Consider the following 20,389-nt stretch of genomic DNA (forward strand, 5'->3'; position numbering starts at 1 on the left):
TTTTACTGGTTGATTAGCAAGCATCAATCGCGTTTTTGACTCGTTTATCAGAAACAGGATAAGGAGTGCCTAATTGTTGAGCAAAGTAACTCACGCGAAGTTCTTCAATCATCCAACGCACTTCTTTTACATTTTCAGGAATGGCCACACCTTTCGGGATCTTGTTCAGCAACTCTTTATAGTCTTGAGTCACAGATTCAATCTTCAGCATATGTAAACGATCTTTGTTTGGATCGATTGGCAACTTCTCCATACGACGCTCTATCGCGCGCATGTAGCGAAGAATATCCGGCAAGCGTTTCCAGCCACATTCCGTTGCAAAGCCTTTGAAGATCAAGCCTTCAATTTGTGCTTTGATATCGGACAGAGCAAACGCCATTGTGAAGTCGATCTTGCCTTTTAGCTTCTTATTGATGCTAAACGCCGTGGTCAGAATAGTCTCAACCTGTTGAGCGATCTCTACAACGGTGTCACCCAATTCAGCACGAACGTGTTCTTTCAATGCTTCGAACTTCTCTGGCTCCCAAACTAAGCCACCCTGCTCTTCAATAAGCTTATCGACACCACAGGCGATACAGTCATCAATCAGATCAAGCACTTTGCCGTAAGGGTTAAAATACAAACCCAACTTCGATTTGTTCGGTAAGTTGGCGTGCAAATATTTAATTGGCGACGGTACGTTCAATAAAATTAGGCGACGCTGACCAGCACGCATTGCCGTTATCTGCTCGTACTCCGTTTCGTAGAGTTTGATTTCAACGCTGTCTTTGGTATCAACAAGCGCCGGATACGCTTTTACATCGTAGCCGCCACGTTTTTGTTGATACACTTTCGGCAATTCACCGAAGCTCCACGTATGCAGACCTTGCTGTTCAATATCGTCATCCGCCACTTTAGAAAGCGTTTCTTGAACTTTGTCTTTCAAGCTCTCTTTCAATTCGTGAAGGTCTTTATGTTCTTTCAGTTTGCGATTTCGATGATCAACCGCGCGGAACGTCACTTTCAGGTGCTCAGGTACTTGTTCCAAGTTCCAGTCTTCACGCAGCACTTCTACGCCCGTCATGCGTCGCAACTCTTTCTCCAATGAATCTAACAGCGGCGCTTCCATTGGCGTAACGCGCGCTAAGAATGCATCGGCATAGTTCGGCGCAGGCACAAAGTTCTTACGAATTGTCTTTGGCAACGATTTAATCAAGCTAACCACAAGCTCATGGCGTAAACCTGGGATCTGCCAGTCAAAGCCCGCTGGTTCAACTTGGTTTAAAATCGGCAACGGCAAATGCACTGTGACACCATCACTATCATCGCCTGGTTCAAATTGGTAACTCAATTTGAGCTTCAAACCATTTTGATGCCAGAAGTTCGGGTAATCCAAATCGGTCACATGGCTAGCATCACCCTTGAACAGCATCTCTTTTTCAAAGTTCAGCAGTTCCGGATTTTCTTTAGATGCCTTTTTCCACCACGTATCGAAGTGTTTGCCAGAAACGACTTCAGTACCAACACGTTGGTCATAGAAATCAAACAGCTCATCATCATCCACTAAGATGTCTCGACGACGAGATTTATGCTCAAGCTCTTCCACTTCTTGCAGAAGCTTACGGTTTTGCTTAAAGAACGCGTGTTTGGTTTCCCATTCACCCTCAACCAATGCACTACGAATGAAGATTTCGCGACTTACGGTCGAATCGATACTGCCGTAGTTGACCAAGCGTTTCGGTACAATTGGTACGCCGTAAAGCATGACTTTCTCGTGCGCCATCACCGCCGCACGTTTCTTCGACCAGTGTGGTTCGCTGTAACTGCGTTTAATAAGGTGTTTAGCTAACGGCTCAATCCATTCTGGTTGAATCTTTGCGATGATACGACCCCAAAGCTTTGAGGTTTCCACCAGCTCGGCTGACATAATCCATTTAGGTTGTTTCTTGAATAACCCCGACGCTGGGAAGATATGAAAGCGAGCATTACGAGCGCCTTGATATTCATTCTTTTCTTGGTCTTTCATACCGATGTGCGACAGCAAACCAACCAAGATCGCACTGTGTACACCATGGTAAGAAGCAGGCTCATCGTTAAGTTTGAATTCCATTTCACGCATCGACTGATGAATTTGGAAGTAAACGTCTTGCCACTCGCGAACGCGCAAGTAGTTCAAATAGTCTTGCTTACACTGTTTGCGGAACTGATTGCTAGACAGGGCTTTTTGCTGCTTTTGGATGTATTCCCACAAATTCACAAATGTCAGGAAGTCCGATTCTTCATGGAAGAAACGACGATGCTTATCGTCTGACGATTGTTGTTTATCTGAAGGACGTTCGCGTGGATCTTGAATCGACAAGGCCGCTGCAATGATCATCACTTCTTTAAGCGCACCATATTTTGGCGCTTCCAATACCATACGCGCCAAGCGCGGATCGATTGGCAAACGCGCTAATTGGCGACCAATGGAAGTCAGGCGCTTTTTCGGGTCTTTTACCTCAGAGTTAATCGCACCAAGCTCTTCCAGCAAACGCACGCCGTCTTGGATGTTACGTTTATCCGGTGCTTCCACAAACGGAAACGCTTGAATATCACCCAAACCAAGTGCCGTCATTTGCAAGATAACCGACGCTAGATTGGTACGCAGGATTTCAGGATCAGTAAACTCTGGGCGTGACTCAAAATCTTCCTCTGAGTACAGACGAATACAGATACCCTCTTCCACACGACCACAACGACCTTTACGCTGGTTCGCACTCGCCTGAGAAACTGGCTCGATTGGAAGACGCTGAACCTTAGTACGGTAACTGTATCGACTGATACGCGCCGTGCCCGGGTCGATAACATATTTAATACCCGGAACGGTTAGCGAGGTTTCTGCTACGTTGGTTGCCAGTACAATTCGGCGACCAGTGTGAGGTTGGAAAATCTTATTCTGCTCACCTGCCGACAAACGCGCGTAAAGCGGCACAATTTCCGTGCTCTTCAGATTACGTTTGGACAATGCATCTGCGGTATCACGGATTTCACGTTCACCGTTCATGAAAATCAGGATGTCACCTAAACCTTCATCGCACAGTTCATCTACCGCTTCGAAGATGCCTTCAAGCTGGTCACGATCATTGTCGTCATCACCGCTTAGTGGGCGGTAACGTGTTTCTACTGGGTAAGTACGACCCGATACTTCAATGATTGGTGCATTGTTGAAGTGTTTTGAGAAGCGTTCTGGGTCGATGGTTGCCGACGTGATGATCACTTTCAAATCAGGACGACGTGGCAGCAACTCTTTCAAGTAACCCAAGATGAAATCGATGTTGAGGCTGCGCTCGTGCGCTTCATCGATAATGATGGTGTCGTATTGATTCAAGAAACGGTCATGCTGAATTTCAGCCAACAAGATACCGTCCGTCATCAATTTGATTTGGGTATTTTCAGAGATCTGATCGTTGAATCGAACCTTGTAACCAACAAACTCACCAAGCTTGGTTTCCATCTCTTCGGCAATACGGTTAGCAACCGAACGCGCTGCAAGACGACGAGGCTGAGTATGACCAATCATGCCAAATTTACCGCGACCAAGCTCAGCACAGATTTTTGGTAGCTGAGTGGTTTTACCAGAACCGGTTTCACCCGCGACGATAACCACTTGGTTTTCTTCGATCGCTTTCGCAATATCGTCGCGTTTTTGGCTTACAGGCAGGATTTCTGGGTATTCAATCGTTGGTTTGTAGTTGCTGCGCTGCTCTGCAACCATCATGGATTTTGCGATGTCTAATGCGATTTCGTCGAACACAGCATTACGCGCTGCGTCCTTCTTAATTTTGCTTGCACCAGAAATACGTTTACTCAAGCGGAAACGGTCGCGCATCATGCACTGATTCAGCGCTTTACGCAGAGATGCCGCGCTATTCACTTGAGCCTGAGGTGTTTGAGCTTGTTTCGCTGTCGCTTTTTGCGCACCATTTGACGGTGTCGCTTGCTCTTCAGCTAGATTCTTTTTTGGGGGCTGTGACGAAGTCAAAGCGTTTCCTATTCTTTTCATTACAAAAACTGCGCGGATTGTATCACACAAGATCTGTAACAAGATAACCGAAAGCTCATTCAATTTTTTCGAACATGTTCAGCTAATCGCTAGGCTTTTGAACTCACTTACGTTGCTTATAATGGCTCCCATAATCGAAAGCACTTATTTAAGGAATAACCATTATGTCTCGTGTACTAGCTCTAAAATCAAGCATCCTTGGCGATTACTCTCAATCAAACAAATTGGTTGAAGACTTCATCAAAAATGTAGACCAAGACAAGCTTACTGTTCGTGATTTGGCTGCAAACCCGCTACCTGTTTTGGACTTCGCCGTTGCGACTGCACTGCGCGCTACGGAAGATCTTTCACAAGAACAGCAAGCGGTGGTCGACTTGTCTGACACCCTTATTGAAGAAGTAAAGGCCGCAGACACTTTGGTTATTGCCGCTCCAATGTACAACTTCACCATCCCGACTCAGCTTAAAAACTGGATTGATTTGATTGCTCGTGCAGGCGTGACATTCAAATACACAGAAAACGGCGTTCAAGGTTTGATTGAAGGTAAAAAGGCGATTGTAGTAACGACTCGTGGTGGTATTCATAAAGATTCACCAACTGACAACGTTACGCCGTACCTACGCACTGTACTGGGTTTTGTAGGAATCACTGATGTGGAATTTGTTTACGCAGAAGCGCTAAACATGGGTGAAGATGCAGCTGCAAAAGGCATTTCAGAAGCGCAAAGCCAACTTGCAACAATGGCGTAAGTTAGAATAAACCAGAATACAAAAGGGATTGGTTCGCGCCAATCCCTTTTTAGATCAAGATGCCTTGATCGTGTTTATAGGGTCGCTTACATCGTCAAAAACGATTCACTTTCTCCAAGTTACGTATTGCATCGAGGTAGACTTTTTCTAAAGACCGCTCAGCTTCGCATATCATGTTCTCGATCATCGCATTAAACGCGACATCGCTACGCACTTCTATATTGTCTCCCGCCTTAACGTCAAGAGAGTTGACGTACAACACCAACCATTCATCGCCCTCCAAGTGCCCTTCTCCGTGAATGGCAAAAAAGCGTTTGGCAAATTCAGCGTTGGTACAATTTATCGCTTCAATTTGAAGATTGAATGAGGAGTCGATACTCATGGTGCTTATGCCATCCGATTCATCAGATGCATCACAAACAGCCTTAACTCTGGCACGATATACGAAATTTCTCGTTGAAAGCAGCATAGTATTATTCATCATTACTCATAATGGGCGATAAATAAGTCAGTTGCAAATCCGACCTATATACATCTCGCGATGCGCTAAAACTCGAACTGGAAATAAATAGTATTGTAGTTGCTCCCACCTTTAATTCGCCCAAACTGGGAAGCGCTTTCAAAAATCGCCGAGCGGTGATGCAATGAATAGCCCACCCACATATTGTTCCAGCTCTTTTGGTTGAAGAGATCGCCTACATTGACATCAAACGAGAAATCTAGGTAGTTGAGCAACTTGCTTGGTGTATAACCCTTGTCTTCCATTTCTGTGCCTTCAATATAGGTAATGCTATCAATGTATGACACACCTTCCGCTACACCAAATCGCCAAGTCGTAGGCCAATTAACCGTATAATAAGCCTTAATCGCCATGACGTATTCTGTGCTCGCAGACTGAACACTGGACGACCAGTGATGAACCAACCCTGGCGTTAAATAAATATCAAGAGGAAAACCAAACAGCTCATCCGTTAATGGATGCCCATAAAACAATGAAGTAAGTTGATTGTCGTATGGGTCTTTTTCTCTCTCAAAGCTAAATATTTCACCGATGTTCGAAGGCGTCGCCCAACCATGCGCAATACGTAGATATGCTTTATTGCTCAGTGTCGGTTTCGGAACTTTGCTTTTATCGTTGAAAAAGCCAAAACCGACAAACACTTCTCCCTGATATCGATCTTCTACAAGCTGACTGTTGTAGGCGTTATCATCTAAGCGAGTAACACTCGTCTCACCCAGTAAATACAAATTTGAAGTTACATGGTAACGCGCTTTAATACCAAGATTGGTGTCAAGTCCAGCTCCAATTCTCTCGCCAGTAATATCCTTAAAGGAATAGTATTCACTATTGAAATCAGCGTCTTTGTATCGAATCGTAATCGATGGCTCTAATTCCCAATCACCAAATACATAATTGGCAGCAAGGCGGTAATTAGAGTGAAACTGGAGTTCGTCGTCCGTCATCAACTCTACTTCTGCGCGCCAATTGTCGTTAATGCTATAACGCACTTGCCCACCGAAATCGACTCTGTCCCCTTCATTAGCATTTTGTAGTGACATGGGAATATCGACAAATCTCAATCGCATGAGTGCGCTCGCACGCCAGTCGGAATCACTCTCGTTATACAAAAAAGCACCACCTTCAATGCCATTGATATACACATGTTCGTTTTCAAAGAACATCATTGGTACAAATGTACTCACCGTAGAGTCATTATCGGCGGTATAAAACGGAATCGATGCTGTGCGATACATCGCAGCAATCCCCCACATTTGTTCTTCTGCACCATGCGCAGAAGAAACTGCCGCAGCCAAAGGTAAAACGAGTGTTGTTAGAATTAATCTCTTCATGAGTTCGAAAAATGTTGGTTGAGAAGCAGGCAAACATCAATGATTTGCCATTAAAAGCTTATGTTCTGCTGATGATAGCCGTTACAATGGCAAATGTTGTCATCCTCGTGACAGTTTGAGTCCCAAGATCATATTAATATTGCACGACTAGGTGAGCTTGTTTGCGAATATTTTACCATTACAACAAGCGCTTAAACTCTAGCTTAGTTCTAAATCAAACATAATGAAGTAAAAAGTGAAAGCATCAGAACTCATCTCTACCTTGAATCATTTACCCGCAGATACAGACCCAGACATTGTGATGGGAGAAGCATGGCTGCCAGAGAGGTTGATAGGGACTCAACTCGATGGTGACATGTTGTTTTTGCACTTTGATAATGCACCAGAAGATGGTCAAGGTGACGAAGAAGGGCGTGGCTTCGTCGAACACGAAATCGACCTAATTAGAACTCGGCTTCAGCAAATTTTGGATGAAGACAGTAATAACGCGTCAAAAGCCGATGCGATGCTTGGTTTGTTCCTTATGGGACATGAACTTAGTAGCTCGCAAGTTATCGAAATATTAGAAGAAGAAGCTGACACATAAGGAGCCGTTTTGCCAGCATTGATGAACACGACTGAAATTTCTTCACTTCCTCTTGTCGTTGCAGGTCCGATCCTACGTAAAGTGACCGCAACTGAAATCAATATTTGGCTAGTCACCACCCAACGCTTGGAGGGTATGGTGCAAATTACGGATGAAAATGCCTACATCCTTTATCAAGCCCCTTTAAGTGAACAAAAAGAACAGCTTCAAATCGGCCTCAATGCGTGGTGTTGCTTACTTAAATTAGAAGGCGAGTTTCCAACCCATCAAGCGTTACGCTATCAAATAAAAACGCAATATGGATTAGTGACGGAACTGCTCCCTCACCTGACTTATGAGCAAGATAATACGCCAAACTTGGGTATTGAGTTCCTCGTTAGTGAAAAAGCGGATTATCTCCTACATGGCTCTTGCCGTAATCCCCATCACTTCAGTGATGATACATTGGTCGCTGCGGATCATAAAATCGCGTCTCAATCCATTGAAGAAAGACCGGATATGCTCATCATGAGTGGTGATCAAATCTATGCAGACCATGTTGCAGGCCCCACTCTCGATGCCATTGAGCAAGTCATAGCTTTATTGGGCTTGCCAGGCGAAGAATTCGATCAAGCTCCGATAAAAAATACCAATGAGCTCTACCAACACCCTGCTTGCTATTATGGTCGAGATAAATTGTTGCCTCATTATGTGAGTGATGACAGTTTACTAAGTAAGTTTTTTCCACACCGAGGGACACCAATATTCAGCGCCAAAGAGTGTGAGAATCACCTAATAAGCTTTGCTGAGTGCTTTGCAATGTACTTATTGGTTTGGTCTCCGACCTTGTGGAAGCTTGTTCGAACGGATCGTTTATTAGAAAACGAATTTACTGTCGGCGGAGAAGTTCTTGAACCCAAATGGCAGCAGCAATGGCGCGAAGAAAAAAAACAAATTGATAAATTCGTCGCAGGTCTGGAAAAGGTTCAACGCTTACTCGCTCACATTCCAACCTATATGATTTTTGATGATCACGATGTCACCGACGATTGGAATCTCACCATAGGCTGGGAACAAGCCGCATACAGCAACACGTTTGCAAAACGCATTATCGGTAATAGCTTGATAGCTTACTGGCTTTGCCAAGGTTGGGGAAATGCGCCAGAAAAATTCAATGATGAATTTATGAGCCTCGCTCAACGCTTTATCGATGAGCGAACCTCGCAAACCCAAGATGCATTTATTCAATATTTGTATCGCTTTGAGAATTGGCACTACACCATTCCTACGACACCAAAAGTTGTCGTGCTAGATACACGAACCAGACGCTGGCGTTCTGAGTCTAAAATGAACAAACCTTCTGGCTTAATGGACTGGGAAGCGATGATTGAGTTCCACCAAGAGCTCGTGCACCAAGACAAAGTTGTTATTGTTTCTGCCGCGCCAATGTTTGGTGTGAAATTTATCGAAGCACTACAACGTGTGGTGACCATGCTTGGTAAACCATTGATGGTTGATGCTGAAAACTGGATGGCTCACCCCGGAAGTGCGAATACTCTTATTAGTATTTTCACACACACAAAGACACCAACTAACTTTGTTATTCTCTCTGGCGACGTACACTACTCTTTTGCATACGATATTAAGCTCCGCTATCGAAAAAACAGTCCGAATATCTATCAAATCACCTGTAGTGGAATTAAAAATCAGTTCCCTACACAACTGCTCAATATTTGTGATGGCCTAGATAGACTGCTATACAGCCCTCGCTCACCTTTAAACTGGTTCACAAAACGTAAACGACTCAAGATTTACAAACGCGCACCAAGTACGCACAACTTTTATCGCTTGGTTAACCATAGTGCCATTGGTGAGCTACGTCTTGATGATGAAGGCAAACCAAGTCAAATTAGTATTCTGACGAGTGATGGTGACGAAGTTCATTTTCCACCGACACGTGCTGAAAGCTGAGTATCAATCCCAAAATGACTTGCCCTTTGTAAGAGGCAAGTCACCTTGAACTAACTCAGGAGTTTAGGTTTTTTGGGGAGAAAGTGGCCGTTCTTAAATGTCAACGGCGTGCTAAATTTGGTATCGCACCTTGAGATCTTCCGTATTTATTACCATGTTAACCAAATAAACAATAGCTCGGTGTTCATTATGTTTAATTCTCTCACATCATTATTTAAACAACTCATTGATGGCTCTGATTTAAGCCAAACCAACACACTTTCCCCTAACATGGCTATCGCGTGTTTGCTTTGTGAAGTTTCTGGCGCAGACCATAGTGTCGATGATAGAGAACAAGAAACAAAGCGCTCTTTATTGATGAAACTGCTTTCGTTAAATGAAGAAGAATCAAATACTTTGTTAGAGCAAGCGCAACAGAAAATAAAAGATTCCGCTTCGCTGTACGACTTTACCTCTCAACTAAGAGAACTGACTCAAGAAACTCGTTACAACTTAATCAAAAGCATGTGGGAAGTCGCTTACGCAGACGGCGAAATTGACCCGCTAGAAGACGCGGTGATCCGTAAAACAGCAGAGCTACTCTATGTTGATCACAGCGAGTTCATTCGAGCGAAGTTACAGTCTCAGTAAAGTAACGAGATGAGTATATAAGTCGCTGGCTAACTCTAAGCTACCCCTAGAATGACAACAGATATCGCTTCTGTAGCCATAAAAAAACGCGCTCTCTGCGCGTTTTTCAATAAGCCAACGACATTGTTATTTAAAGTACTGGTCAAGGTATGTGTTTAGCTCTTTCCACACTAAACAGATTGCATGACAAAACAACAATGGTTGGATGATAATTTAATTACAAGCTAGCTAGGTTCGAATAACTAAAACATGGTCAAAGCAAGCTTAGCTAAGTTGTATGCATCTACATAGCCAGAGTGTTGACGCCCTTCCCAGTCTATTCCTTTTGCTTCTTGAGCGGCTCGATGGCCTATACGTTTATCTTTAAGACGATTTTGAATACGGTAGAGTGTCGCTAAGTTGATGAACTCTGTGAACGGTGCTTCAATACCTTTTTGCTTACACTCTTCTAGAAGAATGAGGTCATCTCGCCCCCAAGATGCAAAGATTTTGTTGCGACCACCGAAGTTCTTAACCATGGATTTAAGCACTTCTTCTAGTGGGCGTCCTTGTTTTTCAATCTTACGTGGTGTGATGCCCGTTAACTCAGCGCAGAACAGAGACACTTCATCGTGTTCTGGTTTCACGTAGTATTGAGCACGCTTGACTATCTCACCTTTAGACAAATCTATTTCAGCTAACCCCACTTCGATAATTTCACCCGTGCTGCCGACGCCATTTTCGTTCCAGCAACACATTTCTAAATCGAAGCATACAATACGGTTATGGTTCATAGTTTGCCTTGGTTCCTAACATAAAAATTTAAAGCGTGCGATTCTATCGTAACACGGCGTAAAACTCGAATTTGTGCGCCCATTTAATCGCCGATCGACACATTATTACGGCCGTTTTTTTTACTCAAATAGAGTTGACTATCCATTTTGTGATACAAGCTCTCAGGATCTTCTTCTTTATGGATAACCGCACCGATACTCAACGTACAGATGATTGACGCATCACCATAATCAAAAGCCGTACTTGCCACAACACTCCGTAACTTTTCTAGGTAAGCTTCTAGCACTGCTCTATCAATGACTTTAGAAATAATACAAAACTCGTCACCACCAGCTCGGTAAAACTTATCTCCCGGTTTTAAATTAGCACTGACCAGCTTAGTGACATGTTGTAACGCTTCATCTCCACCTAAATGGCCGTGTTTGTCATTAATCACTTTGAAGTGGTCGATATCAAAACCAACCAAGGCGAAGTTAACACCTTTGTTTATCTGATTGAGCAAATAATCGTTGAATGCTCGGCGATTAAGTAGTTGAGTTAGAGGGTCTCGCTCTGCCATTCTTTTTAATTCAACGGTTTTGAGCTCCAACATGACCGCTAAGCGCTCTTTTTCTCGAGACTGTAAATTCACAATCCAACTGATCAAAAAGGCGATTACCAATCCGGCTAGCGTCGTGCCCGCTAAAATAGAACGCTCCCAAGCTGAGACTGCGTCAGAAAGCTTAAAGTCAATACGCCATTCACGGTTAGGCAGTTGAATGGTTCGGCTTATAACGGTTCCTCGAATGTTATCCCAGCTAGCACTTTGAAAGAGAACAGGGTCATCTGCTGCGTCGAATCCCAAGTCTTCTACGCGCACCGACATATCGAGCTCCGTCGCGGTTTTCGTAATCAAATCCTCAAAGTAAACCGTACTTCGGATAACGCCGGTCACTACTCCTAATAAATATTTGTTCTCGAAGTCGAACACTGGATGGAACACCAGCAACCCAGTCTTAGGTATGGACTTGTCATAACCATCTTGCAGTAAGCGAACTTTATCCGAGACATTCGCTCGCCCATTTTCGGAAATATCATCCAAGATTAAATCGAAGCGTTTGCGCGAAAAATAGAAACCCAATAGAGAAAGGTTTTCCGGTGTTCTTGGGTAGATATCCGACGCGATAAAAATTGGCTCATTGTGTTCAAAAATGTACCCGTAGGTTTTGGGACCATCTTTAGGAACGGTAAACGGTTGGAAGTTTGGAAATTTTTGACGGGTCTTTAAAATATGTTCATCAAGATCTTCGAATTCGACCTTTTGCATCCATTGAAGTCCAATGAGACTTCGCGAGCTATTAATCACTTGTTCCGCATACATGGGAAACGATGGCCAATAGCTTCGCTCAATCGAATGGAAAAAGTTTGCGCCCGCACCAATGAACTTTAGATCATTCTCGACGTTTGCTTTAAGTGATTCTGCTTGTCGGTCGGCTAAAGTATCAAACGTAGTCTGTGTATACCGTTGCTGCATTGTATAAGCAGCACCGACTACACCAGCAGTGACACATAAAGTCGCCAAAAAAGCTAAAATAGAGTCTGAATGTCGTTTTATAAAGCTCTTATGAGCGGTGCTTTGTGTCATATCGTAATTTTTGATACTTCCGTAAGTTAAACTTCGGGATCTATTGAAATACTGCGTTAGCAATGCACAAACATCAAGCAACAACCTATATTGGGGAGTCTGATCGTCGATTTTTCACTCTGTTCGTACGGTATAGTCACGAATTATTACAGCCTTAAGCCTTGAATATGCTACCATCCGTCATCATTTTAATGTCTAAACTTGGTGCAAGATCGCAAAGACGATCGTTTTAGTGAACAAATATGAGCCAATACTGAGCACCAATAAATCAATAGAAAGAGAAAAAACGTCATGAACATTGATTTGAACCTAATTCCTCAAACGTTCGATATGCTTCACGCTGGCCTAACCGCATCGAGCGTTTTGCTTCTTCTAGTTGCAGTGTCGCGCAAATCAAAAGTGGTCGAGAAAGTGGTAGAAAAACCAGTCGAGAAAATCGTCGAGGTTGAGAAACCAGTTGAGAAGATCGTTGAAGTAGAAAAAGTAGTGGAAGTAGAGAAAGTCGTAGAGCGTGTTGTAGAAGTTGAATCAAAACTTGCAACCGCATCAACAGACTCTGCAATGCAGCTGCTTTCTATCATGCAACAAGAAGCTCGTCTGATTGACTTCTTAAAAGAAGACCTAACGTCATTCTCTGATGAAGAAGTAGGCGCAGCCGCTCGCGTAATCCACACTGGTGGTCAGAAAGTACTGAACGACTACGTGACGCTAGCGCACGTTCGTAACGAAGACGAAGAAACTCGCATTACGGTTGAAGAAGGCTTCAACCCACAAGAAATCCGCCTAACTGGCAACGTAACAGGCAGCGCGCCATTTAACGGCACGCTAGTTCACAAAGGTTGGAAGGCAACATCAATGACGTTGCCTAAACTGGCTGAGAACTACGACGCATCTGTGATCGCTCCAGCTGAGGTTGAGCTGTAATGGAACACATGAACCAAGAAAACCATTCTCAAGAAGCGTCTGTTGAAACTCAACAGACGCCTAAATTCAGTGTTGGTATCGACTTAGGTACAACACACTGTGTGATGTCTTTTGTTGATACTCACGACGAAGACGCTCGCGTTGAAGTGATGCCTATCCCGCAGTTGACTGCGCCGGGTACGGTAGAGACTCGCAGCCAATTAGGCTCTTTCCTTTACCAGCCGCACGAACACGAAATGAACCCGCAATCACGCGTTCTTCCGTGGTCGAGCGAGCCAAAAGCTCTAGTTGGTGCAATTGCACGTAACCTAGGTTCAAAAACACCAATTCGTCTTGTTGCAAGTGCGAAATCTTGGCTTTGCCACGCAGGTGTGAACCGTCGTGATGCTTTCCTGCCAGCAGGTAGCCCAGAAGAAGTGGAAAAAGTCTCCCCTCTTCGTGCGACAGAGCTTTACCTAGAGCATCTAAAAGACGCTTGGAATCACGCGAACCCAAATCACAACCTTGCCGATCAAGACGTGACTATTACGGTTCCTGCTTCTTTTGATCCTGCTGCTCGCGATCTAACTGCAGAAGCAGCACGCAACGTTGGTTTTGTGCACCTAACACTTCTAGAAGAGCCACAAGCTGCGCTTTACAACTGGATCGATAACAGCAACGACAAATGGCGCGACGAAGTTGAAGTTGGCGACATCGTACTTGTGGTCGATATCGGTGGTGGTACAACCGACCTTTCTTTGGTTGAAGTAACTGAAGACGACGGCAACCTAACTCTGAACCGTATCGCGGTAGGTGAACACATCCTACTTGGCGGTGACAACATGGACCTTGCACTTGCGTACCGCTTGAAGATGAAGCTGGCGCAAGAAGGCAAAGAGCTACAGCCATGGCAAGTTCAGGCAATGACACACGCATGTCGTGACGCGAAAGAAGCGCTATTGAACGACAGCGAGCTTCAGTCAGTGCCAATTGTAGTACCAAGCCGTGGTTCTAAACTGCTTGGCGCAACGCTGAAAACAGAACTGACTCAAGAAGAAGTACAACAAACACTGGTTGACGGCTTCTTCCCTCAAGTTGCGATTACGGACCACCCTGTTCAACGTAACCGCGGTGCACTAACGCAAATGGGTCTGCCTTACGCACAAGATGCAGGCATCACTCGTCACATTGCTGCATTCTTGTCTAAGCAAGCTAATGCCCTTTCTGCTTCAGGAAATGGCGCAGAAGCAGCAGCTCAAGATTTCAACCCATTCGCTAACATGCCTGGTATGCCAGGTGCGGATGCAGCGCAATCAGCTGACTTCATCAAGCCAACCGCAATCCTATTCAACGGTGGTGTTCTGAAATCGAAACTTCTAGCAACTCGTCTAGAAGACACGATCAACGAATGGCTAATTGAAGCAGATGCAGAAATGGCGAAACGCCTAACAGGTGTGGATCTAGACCTTGCAGTTGCTAGCGGTGCGGCTTACTACGGCTCTGTGCGTCGTGGTCAAGGTGTTCGTATCCGTGGTGGTATTGCTTCGGCGTACTACGTGGGTATCGAAAGTGCGATGCCTGCGATTCCTGGCATGGCGCCTCCAATGGAAGCACTTTGCGTTGCACCATTTGGTATGGAAGAAGGTTCCAGCATTGACGTACCAAGCCAAGAGTTTGGTTTGATCATCGGTCAGCCGGTTAACTTCCAATTCTTTGGCTCAACGGTTCGTCGTGATGACCTAGCAGGTACTCACCTAGACTACTGGGCACCAGAAGAGCTTGAAGAGCTTCCAGAAATCCAAGTAACGCTGCCTGTATCTGAAGGTCGTCGTGAGGGAGAAGTGGTTCCAGTTACCCTAGCTTCTCGCGTCACAGAGCTTGGTACGCTTTACTTAGAAGCCATTGCCGCTGATAACGGGCAAAAATGGCATGTTGAGTTCGATGTGCGCGAAGACGCGAAAAGCAACTCAAACGAAGAAGAATAAATAGAAATCAAACGGCATCCAATCGGGTGCCGTTTTTAAATACACGAAGGTTTGTATGGCATCTCCTCGTTTTCTTGTTGGTATTGACCTTGGCACCACAAACACTGTGGTGGCGTACTGTGAAATCACCGACAACCTTGAACAATCCGAAGTATCCCTATTCGACATCGACCAATTGATTGGTCCGGGTGAAGTGGTTCGTAAACCATTGCTGCCCTCTTTCCGCTATCACCCTGCGGTTGGTCAAATCTCCCCTTCTGACCTAACACTCCCTTGGGAAAACGAACCTGTATCTGGCGATATTAGTAATGTAATCGTGGGTGAATGGGCTCGTGAATTAGGCGCTAAGGTGGAAGGACGTCAGGTATCCAGTGCTAAAAGCTGGCTATCACACCAAGCAGTGGATCGTAGTTCAGACATTCTTCCTTGGGCTGGCGCGCAAGACGTAGATAAAGTATCCCCCGTCATTGCCAGCGCAAGCTACCTCAACCACATTCGTCAAGCATGGAACTACCGTCACCCTAGCAATAAGCTAGAAGACCAAGATGTGGTTGTGACCGTTCCAGCGTCGTTCGATGAAACCGCTCGTAAACTCACGCTTGAAGCTGCACAGCTAGCTGGTTTGAAGAAAATCGTCCTGCTCGAAGAGCCACAAGCCGTATGTTACGATTGGTACGCACGCCACCAGCAAACCGCAGCTGATGAACTCAAAGAGTTACCGCTGATTCTGGTGTGTGATGTGGGCGGTGGTACTACCGACTTGAGCTTGATTGAAGCCAGTTTCTCTTCTCAAGATGAACTAGCCCTTGATCGTATTGGTGTTGGCGAACACTTGATGCTGGGTGGTGATAACCTCGACTTAGCATTAGCGCACCTTGCAGAGAGCCGCTTCAACCAAAGTAAGAAGCTCACTGCAGCAAGCCTGACTAAGCTGATTCAGCAAACTCGCAAGGCGAAAGAAAACCTACTTTCAGCGAGGGCACCTGAAGAAGTAAAAATCACCATGCTGGGCAGCGGCTCGAAACTTCTTGGCGGAACAAAGAGTATTGGGCTGAGCAAACAAGAAGTGCACCAAATCGCTTTGGATGGCTTCTTCCCGCTTTCTGATTTCAGTGAAGTACCAGACAAACGCCGCAGCGCGGTTGTCGAGTTTGGTCTTCCATACGTTGCCGACCCAGCAGTGAGCAAACACGTTGCCGAGTTCTTAACGACGCATCAGCAAGTCTCTCGTGCCGCACTTGGCATTGAAGACGACAAACAAAATGCCATTCCAGTCGGTTTGCTACTCAATGGTGGTGTGTTCAACAGTGAGCTTGTGACTGAGCGTGTCACTACCCTACTTTCCGATTGGCGCGGCGCACCAGTTACGGTATTAGACAACCCACATCCAGATTGGTCGGTTGCACTGGGTGCTGTTGCATTTGGTAAAGCGCGTCGTGGCGCACAACTTAAAATTGGTGGTGGCGCAGCGCGTTCTTACTTCTTGCATCTTCAAGAAAAGAACAAGATGGGCAAAGCGCTCTGTTTGCTTGCAAAAGGCACAGAAGAAGGACACGAGATCCGATTAAGTGGTCGCCGCTTCTCGCTTACCCTAGGTGAGCCCGTTCGCTTTAACCTGCTGACTTCTACCCACGACACCTTAACCAATAACACCGCCATTCAAAACGGTGTAATGGTTGACGTTGATCCGGACTTGTTTGCTCCCCTGCCGCCTTATATCACCACCCTTGAAGGTGAAGGTGCCGAACTGCAAGCCAACCAGAAAGAGCGCGTAGAAGTGCAACTGGCGTGTCAGTTGACTGAAGTCGGCACGCTTAAGATGGAATGTGTCAGCGCAGAAGACGACAACAAACGTTGGGAGCTAGAATTCGAAGTTCGTAACAAGCAAACCGATGACAGCGAGCAAGTTAAACTTCACCCTAAGTTGAACGAATGTAAGGAGCTGATCGCTCGCCTTTACAGCGGTAATAAGAAAAGCGCGGAAAGCAAAGAGATCAAAACCTTAGCCAAAGATCTTGAGAAGAAACTTGGCAAACGCGATGAATGGGATTTCACGACCCTACGTCAACTGTTCGATACCTTTGCACAAGGTCGTAAGCGTCGCCGCCGTTCAGAACAACACGAGAAAAACTGGCTTCGTTTGGCTGGCTTTGCACTGCGTCCGGGCTTTGGCGATCCAACCGACTCATGGCGTATTGAGCAAGTTTGGGATCTCTACCAACAAAACATTCAGTTTAAGAACCATCAAGGTTGGACCGACTGGTGGGTGTTCTGGCGTCGTATTGCCGGTGGTTTAAGCCAAGAGCAACAAGAGACCATCTTGGCGGACATCGCGAAATACCTACATCCTGGTGCGATGAAAAACCCACAATCCGCCAAAGCGGCACAAGATATGGGTTACGAGTCGATGGTGCGCTTGTCTGCCTCTCTGGAGCATTTAGAAGTCGAAGACAAAGTTCTATTGGCAACGTGGTTCTTGAGCAAAGCCATCAACCATAACCAGTTCGAACAAGCACACTGGTGGGCAATGGGTCGCTTGGCATCACGTACGCCTTTATATGGCAGTCAGCATAACGTCGTTCCTCGTGAACAAGCGGAACAGTGGTTGCCTAAGCTGCTAGAGCAGAACTGGCAGAAAGAGCCAATGATCGCTTTCGCAGCCGTAATGATTTGTCGTAAGACGGGCGACCGCCTATTCGATATCTCAGACGACTACCGTGAGCAGGTACTGGCTAAGTTGAAGCAAAGCAAGGTACCTGAATCTTGGGTATCACTGGTTGAAGAAGTCAAAGAGCTATCTGAGAGCGAATCGAAACGTATCTTCGGTGATGCACTCCCAAGCGGTCTGACACTGGTAAATAACTAGGCTCTCACGCTTATAAACGCAACAAAGCCCTTCTCGTGAAGGGCTTTGTTTTATCTGATTCTAATAGCTGACGAAAGACGACTCGTTAGTTCATTTCCGTATTGATCACCACATCACGCGTTTCATTATCCATATCACTAATGCCGACAACTGAGATTTCACGGTCAGATAAATTCTCAATCATGCTGTCTTCTAACCCACCGTCCGTCATCCACGCATAGAATTTTTCTGCAATACGATCCGAACCTTCCCCGACAAACGTTAATGTGACCTTCTTCATTTGTGACACTCCATCAATTTACGATTCAGCCACTTAAGCGTAGTATGTTTCACAAATATCGACATAAACTAGGACTAACTTCTTTTATGAGTATCGAAAAATTTGACGCGATTTATCAGCGCGCTGCCGAGCGTAAAGGTGGTGAAGATCAACTTGAAGCGCTTTTGTCTCATCCACTAAGCAAAGAAGAATTGGCAGCGATTCCCGACGACCGTTGGCTAGCCGCTTTTTCGATGAAGGTATTCCAAAGTGGGATTTCGTGGAGCGTGGTTCGCAACAAGTGGCCGAACTTCGAAGAAGTGTTCTTTGGGTTTAAGATTGAGCCGCTATTGATGCTGTCAGATGAGCAATGGGAAACCAAAGCAACCGACAAACGCATCATTCGCCACCTCACTAAAGTCATGTCGATTCCTGCCAACGCTCGTATGATCCACGAAGCAAAAATCGAATATGGCTCGTTTGGCAAAATGGTTGCCGATTGGCCGCAAGAGAAAATCACCGACCTATGGGCGTATTTGAAGAAACGCGGCAATCGCCTAGGCGGAAATACTGGCCCTTACACACTTCGTCAAATGGGCGTTGATACCTTTATCTTGTCTAGCGACGTGGAAGCTTACCTGCGTAATTGCAAGATCATTGAAGGTGGCAAAGATACGAAAAAATCGCTCGATGCAACCAACAAAGCGTTTGTTCAATGGCAGCAAGAAAGTGGTAGAAGCCTGTCTGAGATCAGCCAAATCATTGCGTTCAGTACCGGCGATAATCGCATTTAATCCAGACTGAACCCAAAATACAAACGGCGCACTGATCATTGGATTTAGTGCGCCGTTTTTATGTTCATTGGTTCAAGTACACACTTACTTTGAAGCCAGTGATTCCCACTCAGTCAGTAGCTGCATAATACGGTGAGAGTCTTCCCATGTTGCACAAGGGTTTTCTAACGAGGTACGCCCCTCTTCAACCGCTTGGCGAATATTGCGCACTTGATAGAAGAAAGCGTCCCCAGTTGCCGGTACAGACACCTCGCGCTTCGACGTCTCGTAAATTTCCACACTAAACTGGTTATCTTGCGTTGGTAGCCATGGGTTTGAATCTAAGGTAATACAGCCTTTGCTACCCAGAATGGTGAACTGGTGTTTCAATCCATGATCTTCGGCAGTATGTACGCTCACCGTTTGTTGCTCACCAAATTGCATCATCAAGCTCGACTCGCAGATATTCCCATCATTACCTCGTCGGCCAATCGCTTTCATTGAACGGTTCTCAAAGGTTTGTTCACCCAACATGGTTTTAACCACCAAATGCACTAATGACATTGGATAGCAACCTAAGTTATACAAAGCACCTTTGCTGTCTGGATTAACAAACTGCGCAATCGACGCAATATAAGACGTATGGATGGAGCGAAGTTCACCAATCTCTCCCGATTTAAGCACCGAAACCAACTCACTGATAAATGGGTGATGCAAGTACATTAAGCCTTCAGCAAAGAATACCTTGTGCGCTTCTACGGCTTGAAGTGCCAGCTCGGTTTTTTCCATATCTACCGAAAGTGACTTTTCACACAGGATCGCTTTGCCCTGCTCAGCCGCTTTGACGATAAAGTCATGATGAAGGTGATTTGGCAATGCGATATAAATAATGTCGACTTGCTCATCAGCAATCAACGCATCGTAATCGTTGAACGTATTCTCGATGCCATATTGCTCAGCGAATGCCTGTAAGTTCTGCTCCGAACGCCCAGCAACCGCGTACAGTTCACTCTTGTCATCGCCTTGGATTGCCTCAGCCATGACTCCTGAGATAAAGCTTGTGCCTAAAATGCCCCATTTCATGTTCACGTCTCCTATTGAGCTTGGGTTTCGAATGCTTGAACTAACTCTGCCATTTCAGCCGCAATAAACGCTTGTGTATGCGGCATAGCAAAATGCGCTTCAATCGCGGCGCGGTTTTCATATCGCTCCCAAAGAATCACACGTTGTGGAGCTTTAGAATCGTAGGTCGCATTCGCTTGCAAGCACCCCGCTTCGCTTTGCATATCAAGGCAAAATTGTTCAATGGCTTCAACCACTTGTTGTCTTGGCTTATCGGCATTCATTTTCAGTTCGGCGGTAACAAAAATCGTCTCGCTCATGATGGCTCTCTTTCTCCATTCTTAATCATACGCCCA

At 45.4% G+C, this 20,389-nt stretch carries 16 protein-coding genes; 8 read left to right on the forward strand and 8 right to left on the reverse strand.

From position 1 onward, the window contains the following. Positions 1-13 precede the first annotated feature (13 nt). Complete coding sequence (gene hrpA, locus R7Q48_RS14745) at positions 14-4,000, reverse strand: ATP-dependent RNA helicase HrpA (RefSeq protein WP_318132344.1); 3,987 nt, start codon at positions 3,998-4,000, stop codon at positions 14-16. A gap of 185 nt (positions 4,001-4,185) precedes the next feature. Here hrpA and R7Q48_RS14750 point away from each other — a divergent pair, with 185 nt between their 5' ends. Then, on the forward strand, positions 4,186-4,770 hold the full coding sequence (locus R7Q48_RS14750; protein WP_005377667.1) for an FMN-dependent NADH-azoreductase: 585 nt from the start codon (positions 4,186-4,188) through the stop codon (positions 4,768-4,770). Positions 4,771-4,864: 94 nt separating this feature from the next. On the opposite strand, the gene R7Q48_RS14755 is transcribed toward R7Q48_RS14750, so the two are convergent. Together R7Q48_RS14755 and R7Q48_RS14760 are read right to left on the reverse strand one after the other, a co-directional pair. Beyond that, the gene (locus tag R7Q48_RS14755) at positions 4,865-5,152 is read right to left on the reverse strand and encodes a hypothetical protein (protein WP_250156187.1); all 288 of its coding nucleotides are present in this window, start codon (positions 5,150-5,152) and stop codon (positions 4,865-4,867) included. A 164-nt stretch (positions 5,153-5,316) separates the two neighbouring features. Then, entirely contained in the window at positions 5,317-6,621 is a 1,305-nt protein-coding gene (locus R7Q48_RS14760; protein ID WP_213960865.1) for a MipA/OmpV family protein, read from the reverse strand. Positions 6,622-6,856: 235 nt separating this feature from the next. Between R7Q48_RS14760 and R7Q48_RS14765 the strand changes: the two genes are divergently transcribed. From R7Q48_RS14765 to R7Q48_RS14775, 3 genes are all read left to right on the forward strand, one after another. Then, the gene (locus R7Q48_RS14765) at positions 6,857-7,207 is read left to right on the forward strand and encodes a hypothetical protein (protein ID WP_017634942.1); all 351 of its coding nucleotides are present in this window, start codon (positions 6,857-6,859) and stop codon (positions 7,205-7,207) included. Between the two features lie 9 nt (positions 7,208-7,216). After that, positions 7,217-9,157 (forward strand): alkaline phosphatase D family protein, encoded by a 1,941-nt coding sequence (locus R7Q48_RS14770; RefSeq protein WP_256903200.1) that lies wholly within the window; start codon positions 7,217-7,219, stop codon positions 9,155-9,157. Positions 9,158-9,346: 189 nt separating this feature from the next. Then, complete coding sequence (locus R7Q48_RS14775; protein WP_017820644.1) at positions 9,347-9,787, forward strand: TerB family tellurite resistance protein; 441 nt, start codon at positions 9,347-9,349, stop codon at positions 9,785-9,787. A 242-nt stretch (positions 9,788-10,029) separates the two neighbouring features. On the opposite strand, the gene R7Q48_RS14780 is transcribed toward R7Q48_RS14775, so the two are convergent. Next, a complete protein-coding gene (locus tag R7Q48_RS14780; RefSeq protein ID WP_005377684.1) occupies positions 10,030-10,560 on the reverse strand; it encodes a 3'-5' exonuclease in 531 nt (176 codons plus the stop codon). A gap of 83 nt (positions 10,561-10,643) precedes the next feature. After that, positions 10,644-12,185 carry a sensor domain-containing diguanylate cyclase gene (locus R7Q48_RS14785; RefSeq protein ID WP_213970442.1) on the reverse strand — a complete coding sequence of 514 codons (1,542 nt, stop codon included), beginning with the start codon at positions 12,183-12,185 and terminating at the stop codon, positions 10,644-10,646. Positions 12,186-12,476: 291 nt separating this feature from the next. Here R7Q48_RS14785 and R7Q48_RS14790 point away from each other — a divergent pair, with 291 nt between their 5' ends. Genes R7Q48_RS14790 through R7Q48_RS14800 form a run of 3 tightly spaced genes read left to right on the forward strand, consistent with a single transcriptional unit; the run spans position 12,477 to position 17,939 of the window. Further along, a complete protein-coding gene (locus R7Q48_RS14790; protein ID WP_017634945.1) occupies positions 12,477-13,109 on the forward strand; it encodes a DUF2760 domain-containing protein in 633 nt (210 codons plus the stop codon). Further along, entirely contained in the window at positions 13,109-15,073 is a 1,965-nt protein-coding gene (locus R7Q48_RS14795) for an Hsp70 family protein (RefSeq protein WP_213970443.1), read from the forward strand. Before R7Q48_RS14790 ends, R7Q48_RS14795 begins: the two co-directional genes overlap by 1 nt. Positions 15,074-15,128: 55 nt before the next feature. After that, a complete protein-coding gene (locus R7Q48_RS14800) occupies positions 15,129-17,939 on the forward strand; it encodes an Hsp70 family protein (protein ID WP_318132345.1) in 2,811 nt (936 codons plus the stop codon). Between the two features lie 85 nt (positions 17,940-18,024). Here the strand turns inward: R7Q48_RS14800 and R7Q48_RS14805 are convergent, their stop codons facing one another. Then, positions 18,025-18,219, reverse strand: coding sequence for a hypothetical protein (locus tag R7Q48_RS14805; protein ID WP_005377692.1), 195 nt, complete (start codon positions 18,217-18,219; stop codon positions 18,025-18,027). Positions 18,220-18,305: 86 nt separating this feature from the next. Between R7Q48_RS14805 and R7Q48_RS14810 the strand changes: the two genes are divergently transcribed. Next, positions 18,306-18,992, forward strand: a complete 687-nt coding sequence (locus R7Q48_RS14810) for a DNA-3-methyladenine glycosylase I (RefSeq protein WP_005377694.1) — start codon at positions 18,306-18,308, stop codon at positions 18,990-18,992. Positions 18,993-19,076: 84 nt separating this feature from the next. Here R7Q48_RS14810 and R7Q48_RS14815 read toward each other — a convergent pair whose 3' ends face one another. Both R7Q48_RS14815 and R7Q48_RS14820 read right to left on the reverse strand, forming a co-directional pair. Next, positions 19,077-20,054 carry a Gfo/Idh/MocA family protein gene (locus tag R7Q48_RS14815; RefSeq protein ID WP_213905945.1) on the reverse strand — a complete coding sequence of 326 codons (978 nt, stop codon included), beginning with the start codon at positions 20,052-20,054 and terminating at the stop codon, positions 19,077-19,079. Positions 20,055-20,065: 11 nt separating this feature from the next. Continuing rightward, the gene (locus tag R7Q48_RS14820; RefSeq protein WP_025766691.1) at positions 20,066-20,353 is read right to left on the reverse strand and encodes a putative quinol monooxygenase; all 288 of its coding nucleotides are present in this window, start codon (positions 20,351-20,353) and stop codon (positions 20,066-20,068) included. Positions 20,354-20,389 lie beyond the last annotated feature (36 nt).

Source organism: Vibrio sp. 378 (assembly GCF_033339435.1).

Bases quoted from the DNA above. Each gene is read 5' to 3' on its own strand.
- R7Q48_RS14750 (WP_005377667.1), top strand. From the start codon at position 4,186: ATGTCTCGTGTACTAGCTCTAAAATCAAGCATCCTTGGCGATTACTCT.
- R7Q48_RS14755 (WP_250156187.1), bottom strand. From the start codon at position 5,152: ATGAGTATCGACTCCTCATTCAATCTTCAAATTGAAGCGATAAATTGT.
- R7Q48_RS14760 (WP_213960865.1), bottom strand. From the start codon at position 6,621: ATGAAGAGATTAATTCTAACAACACTCGTTTTACCTTTGGCTGCGGCA.
- R7Q48_RS14775 (WP_017820644.1), top strand. From the start codon at position 9,347: ATGTTTAATTCTCTCACATCATTATTTAAACAACTCATTGATGGCTCT.
- R7Q48_RS14780 (WP_005377684.1), bottom strand. From the start codon at position 10,560: ATGAACCATAACCGTATTGTATGCTTCGATTTAGAAATGTGTTGCTGG.
- R7Q48_RS14785 (WP_213970442.1), bottom strand. From the start codon at position 12,185: ATGACACAAAGCACCGCTCATAAGAGCTTTATAAAACGACATTCAGAC.
- R7Q48_RS14790 (WP_017634945.1), top strand. From the start codon at position 12,477: ATGAACATTGATTTGAACCTAATTCCTCAAACGTTCGATATGCTTCAC.
- R7Q48_RS14795 (WP_213970443.1), top strand. From the start codon at position 13,109: ATGGAACACATGAACCAAGAAAACCATTCTCAAGAAGCGTCTGTTGAA.
- R7Q48_RS14800 (WP_318132345.1), top strand. From the start codon at position 15,129: ATGGCATCTCCTCGTTTTCTTGTTGGTATTGACCTTGGCACCACAAAC.
- R7Q48_RS14805 (WP_005377692.1), bottom strand. From the start codon at position 18,219: ATGAAGAAGGTCACATTAACGTTTGTCGGGGAAGGTTCGGATCGTATT.
- R7Q48_RS14810 (WP_005377694.1), top strand. From the start codon at position 18,306: ATGAGTATCGAAAAATTTGACGCGATTTATCAGCGCGCTGCCGAGCGT.
- R7Q48_RS14815 (WP_213905945.1), bottom strand. From the start codon at position 20,054: ATGAAATGGGGCATTTTAGGCACAAGCTTTATCTCAGGAGTCATGGCT.
- R7Q48_RS14820 (WP_025766691.1), bottom strand. From the start codon at position 20,353: ATGAGCGAGACGATTTTTGTTACCGCCGAACTGAAAATGAATGCCGAT.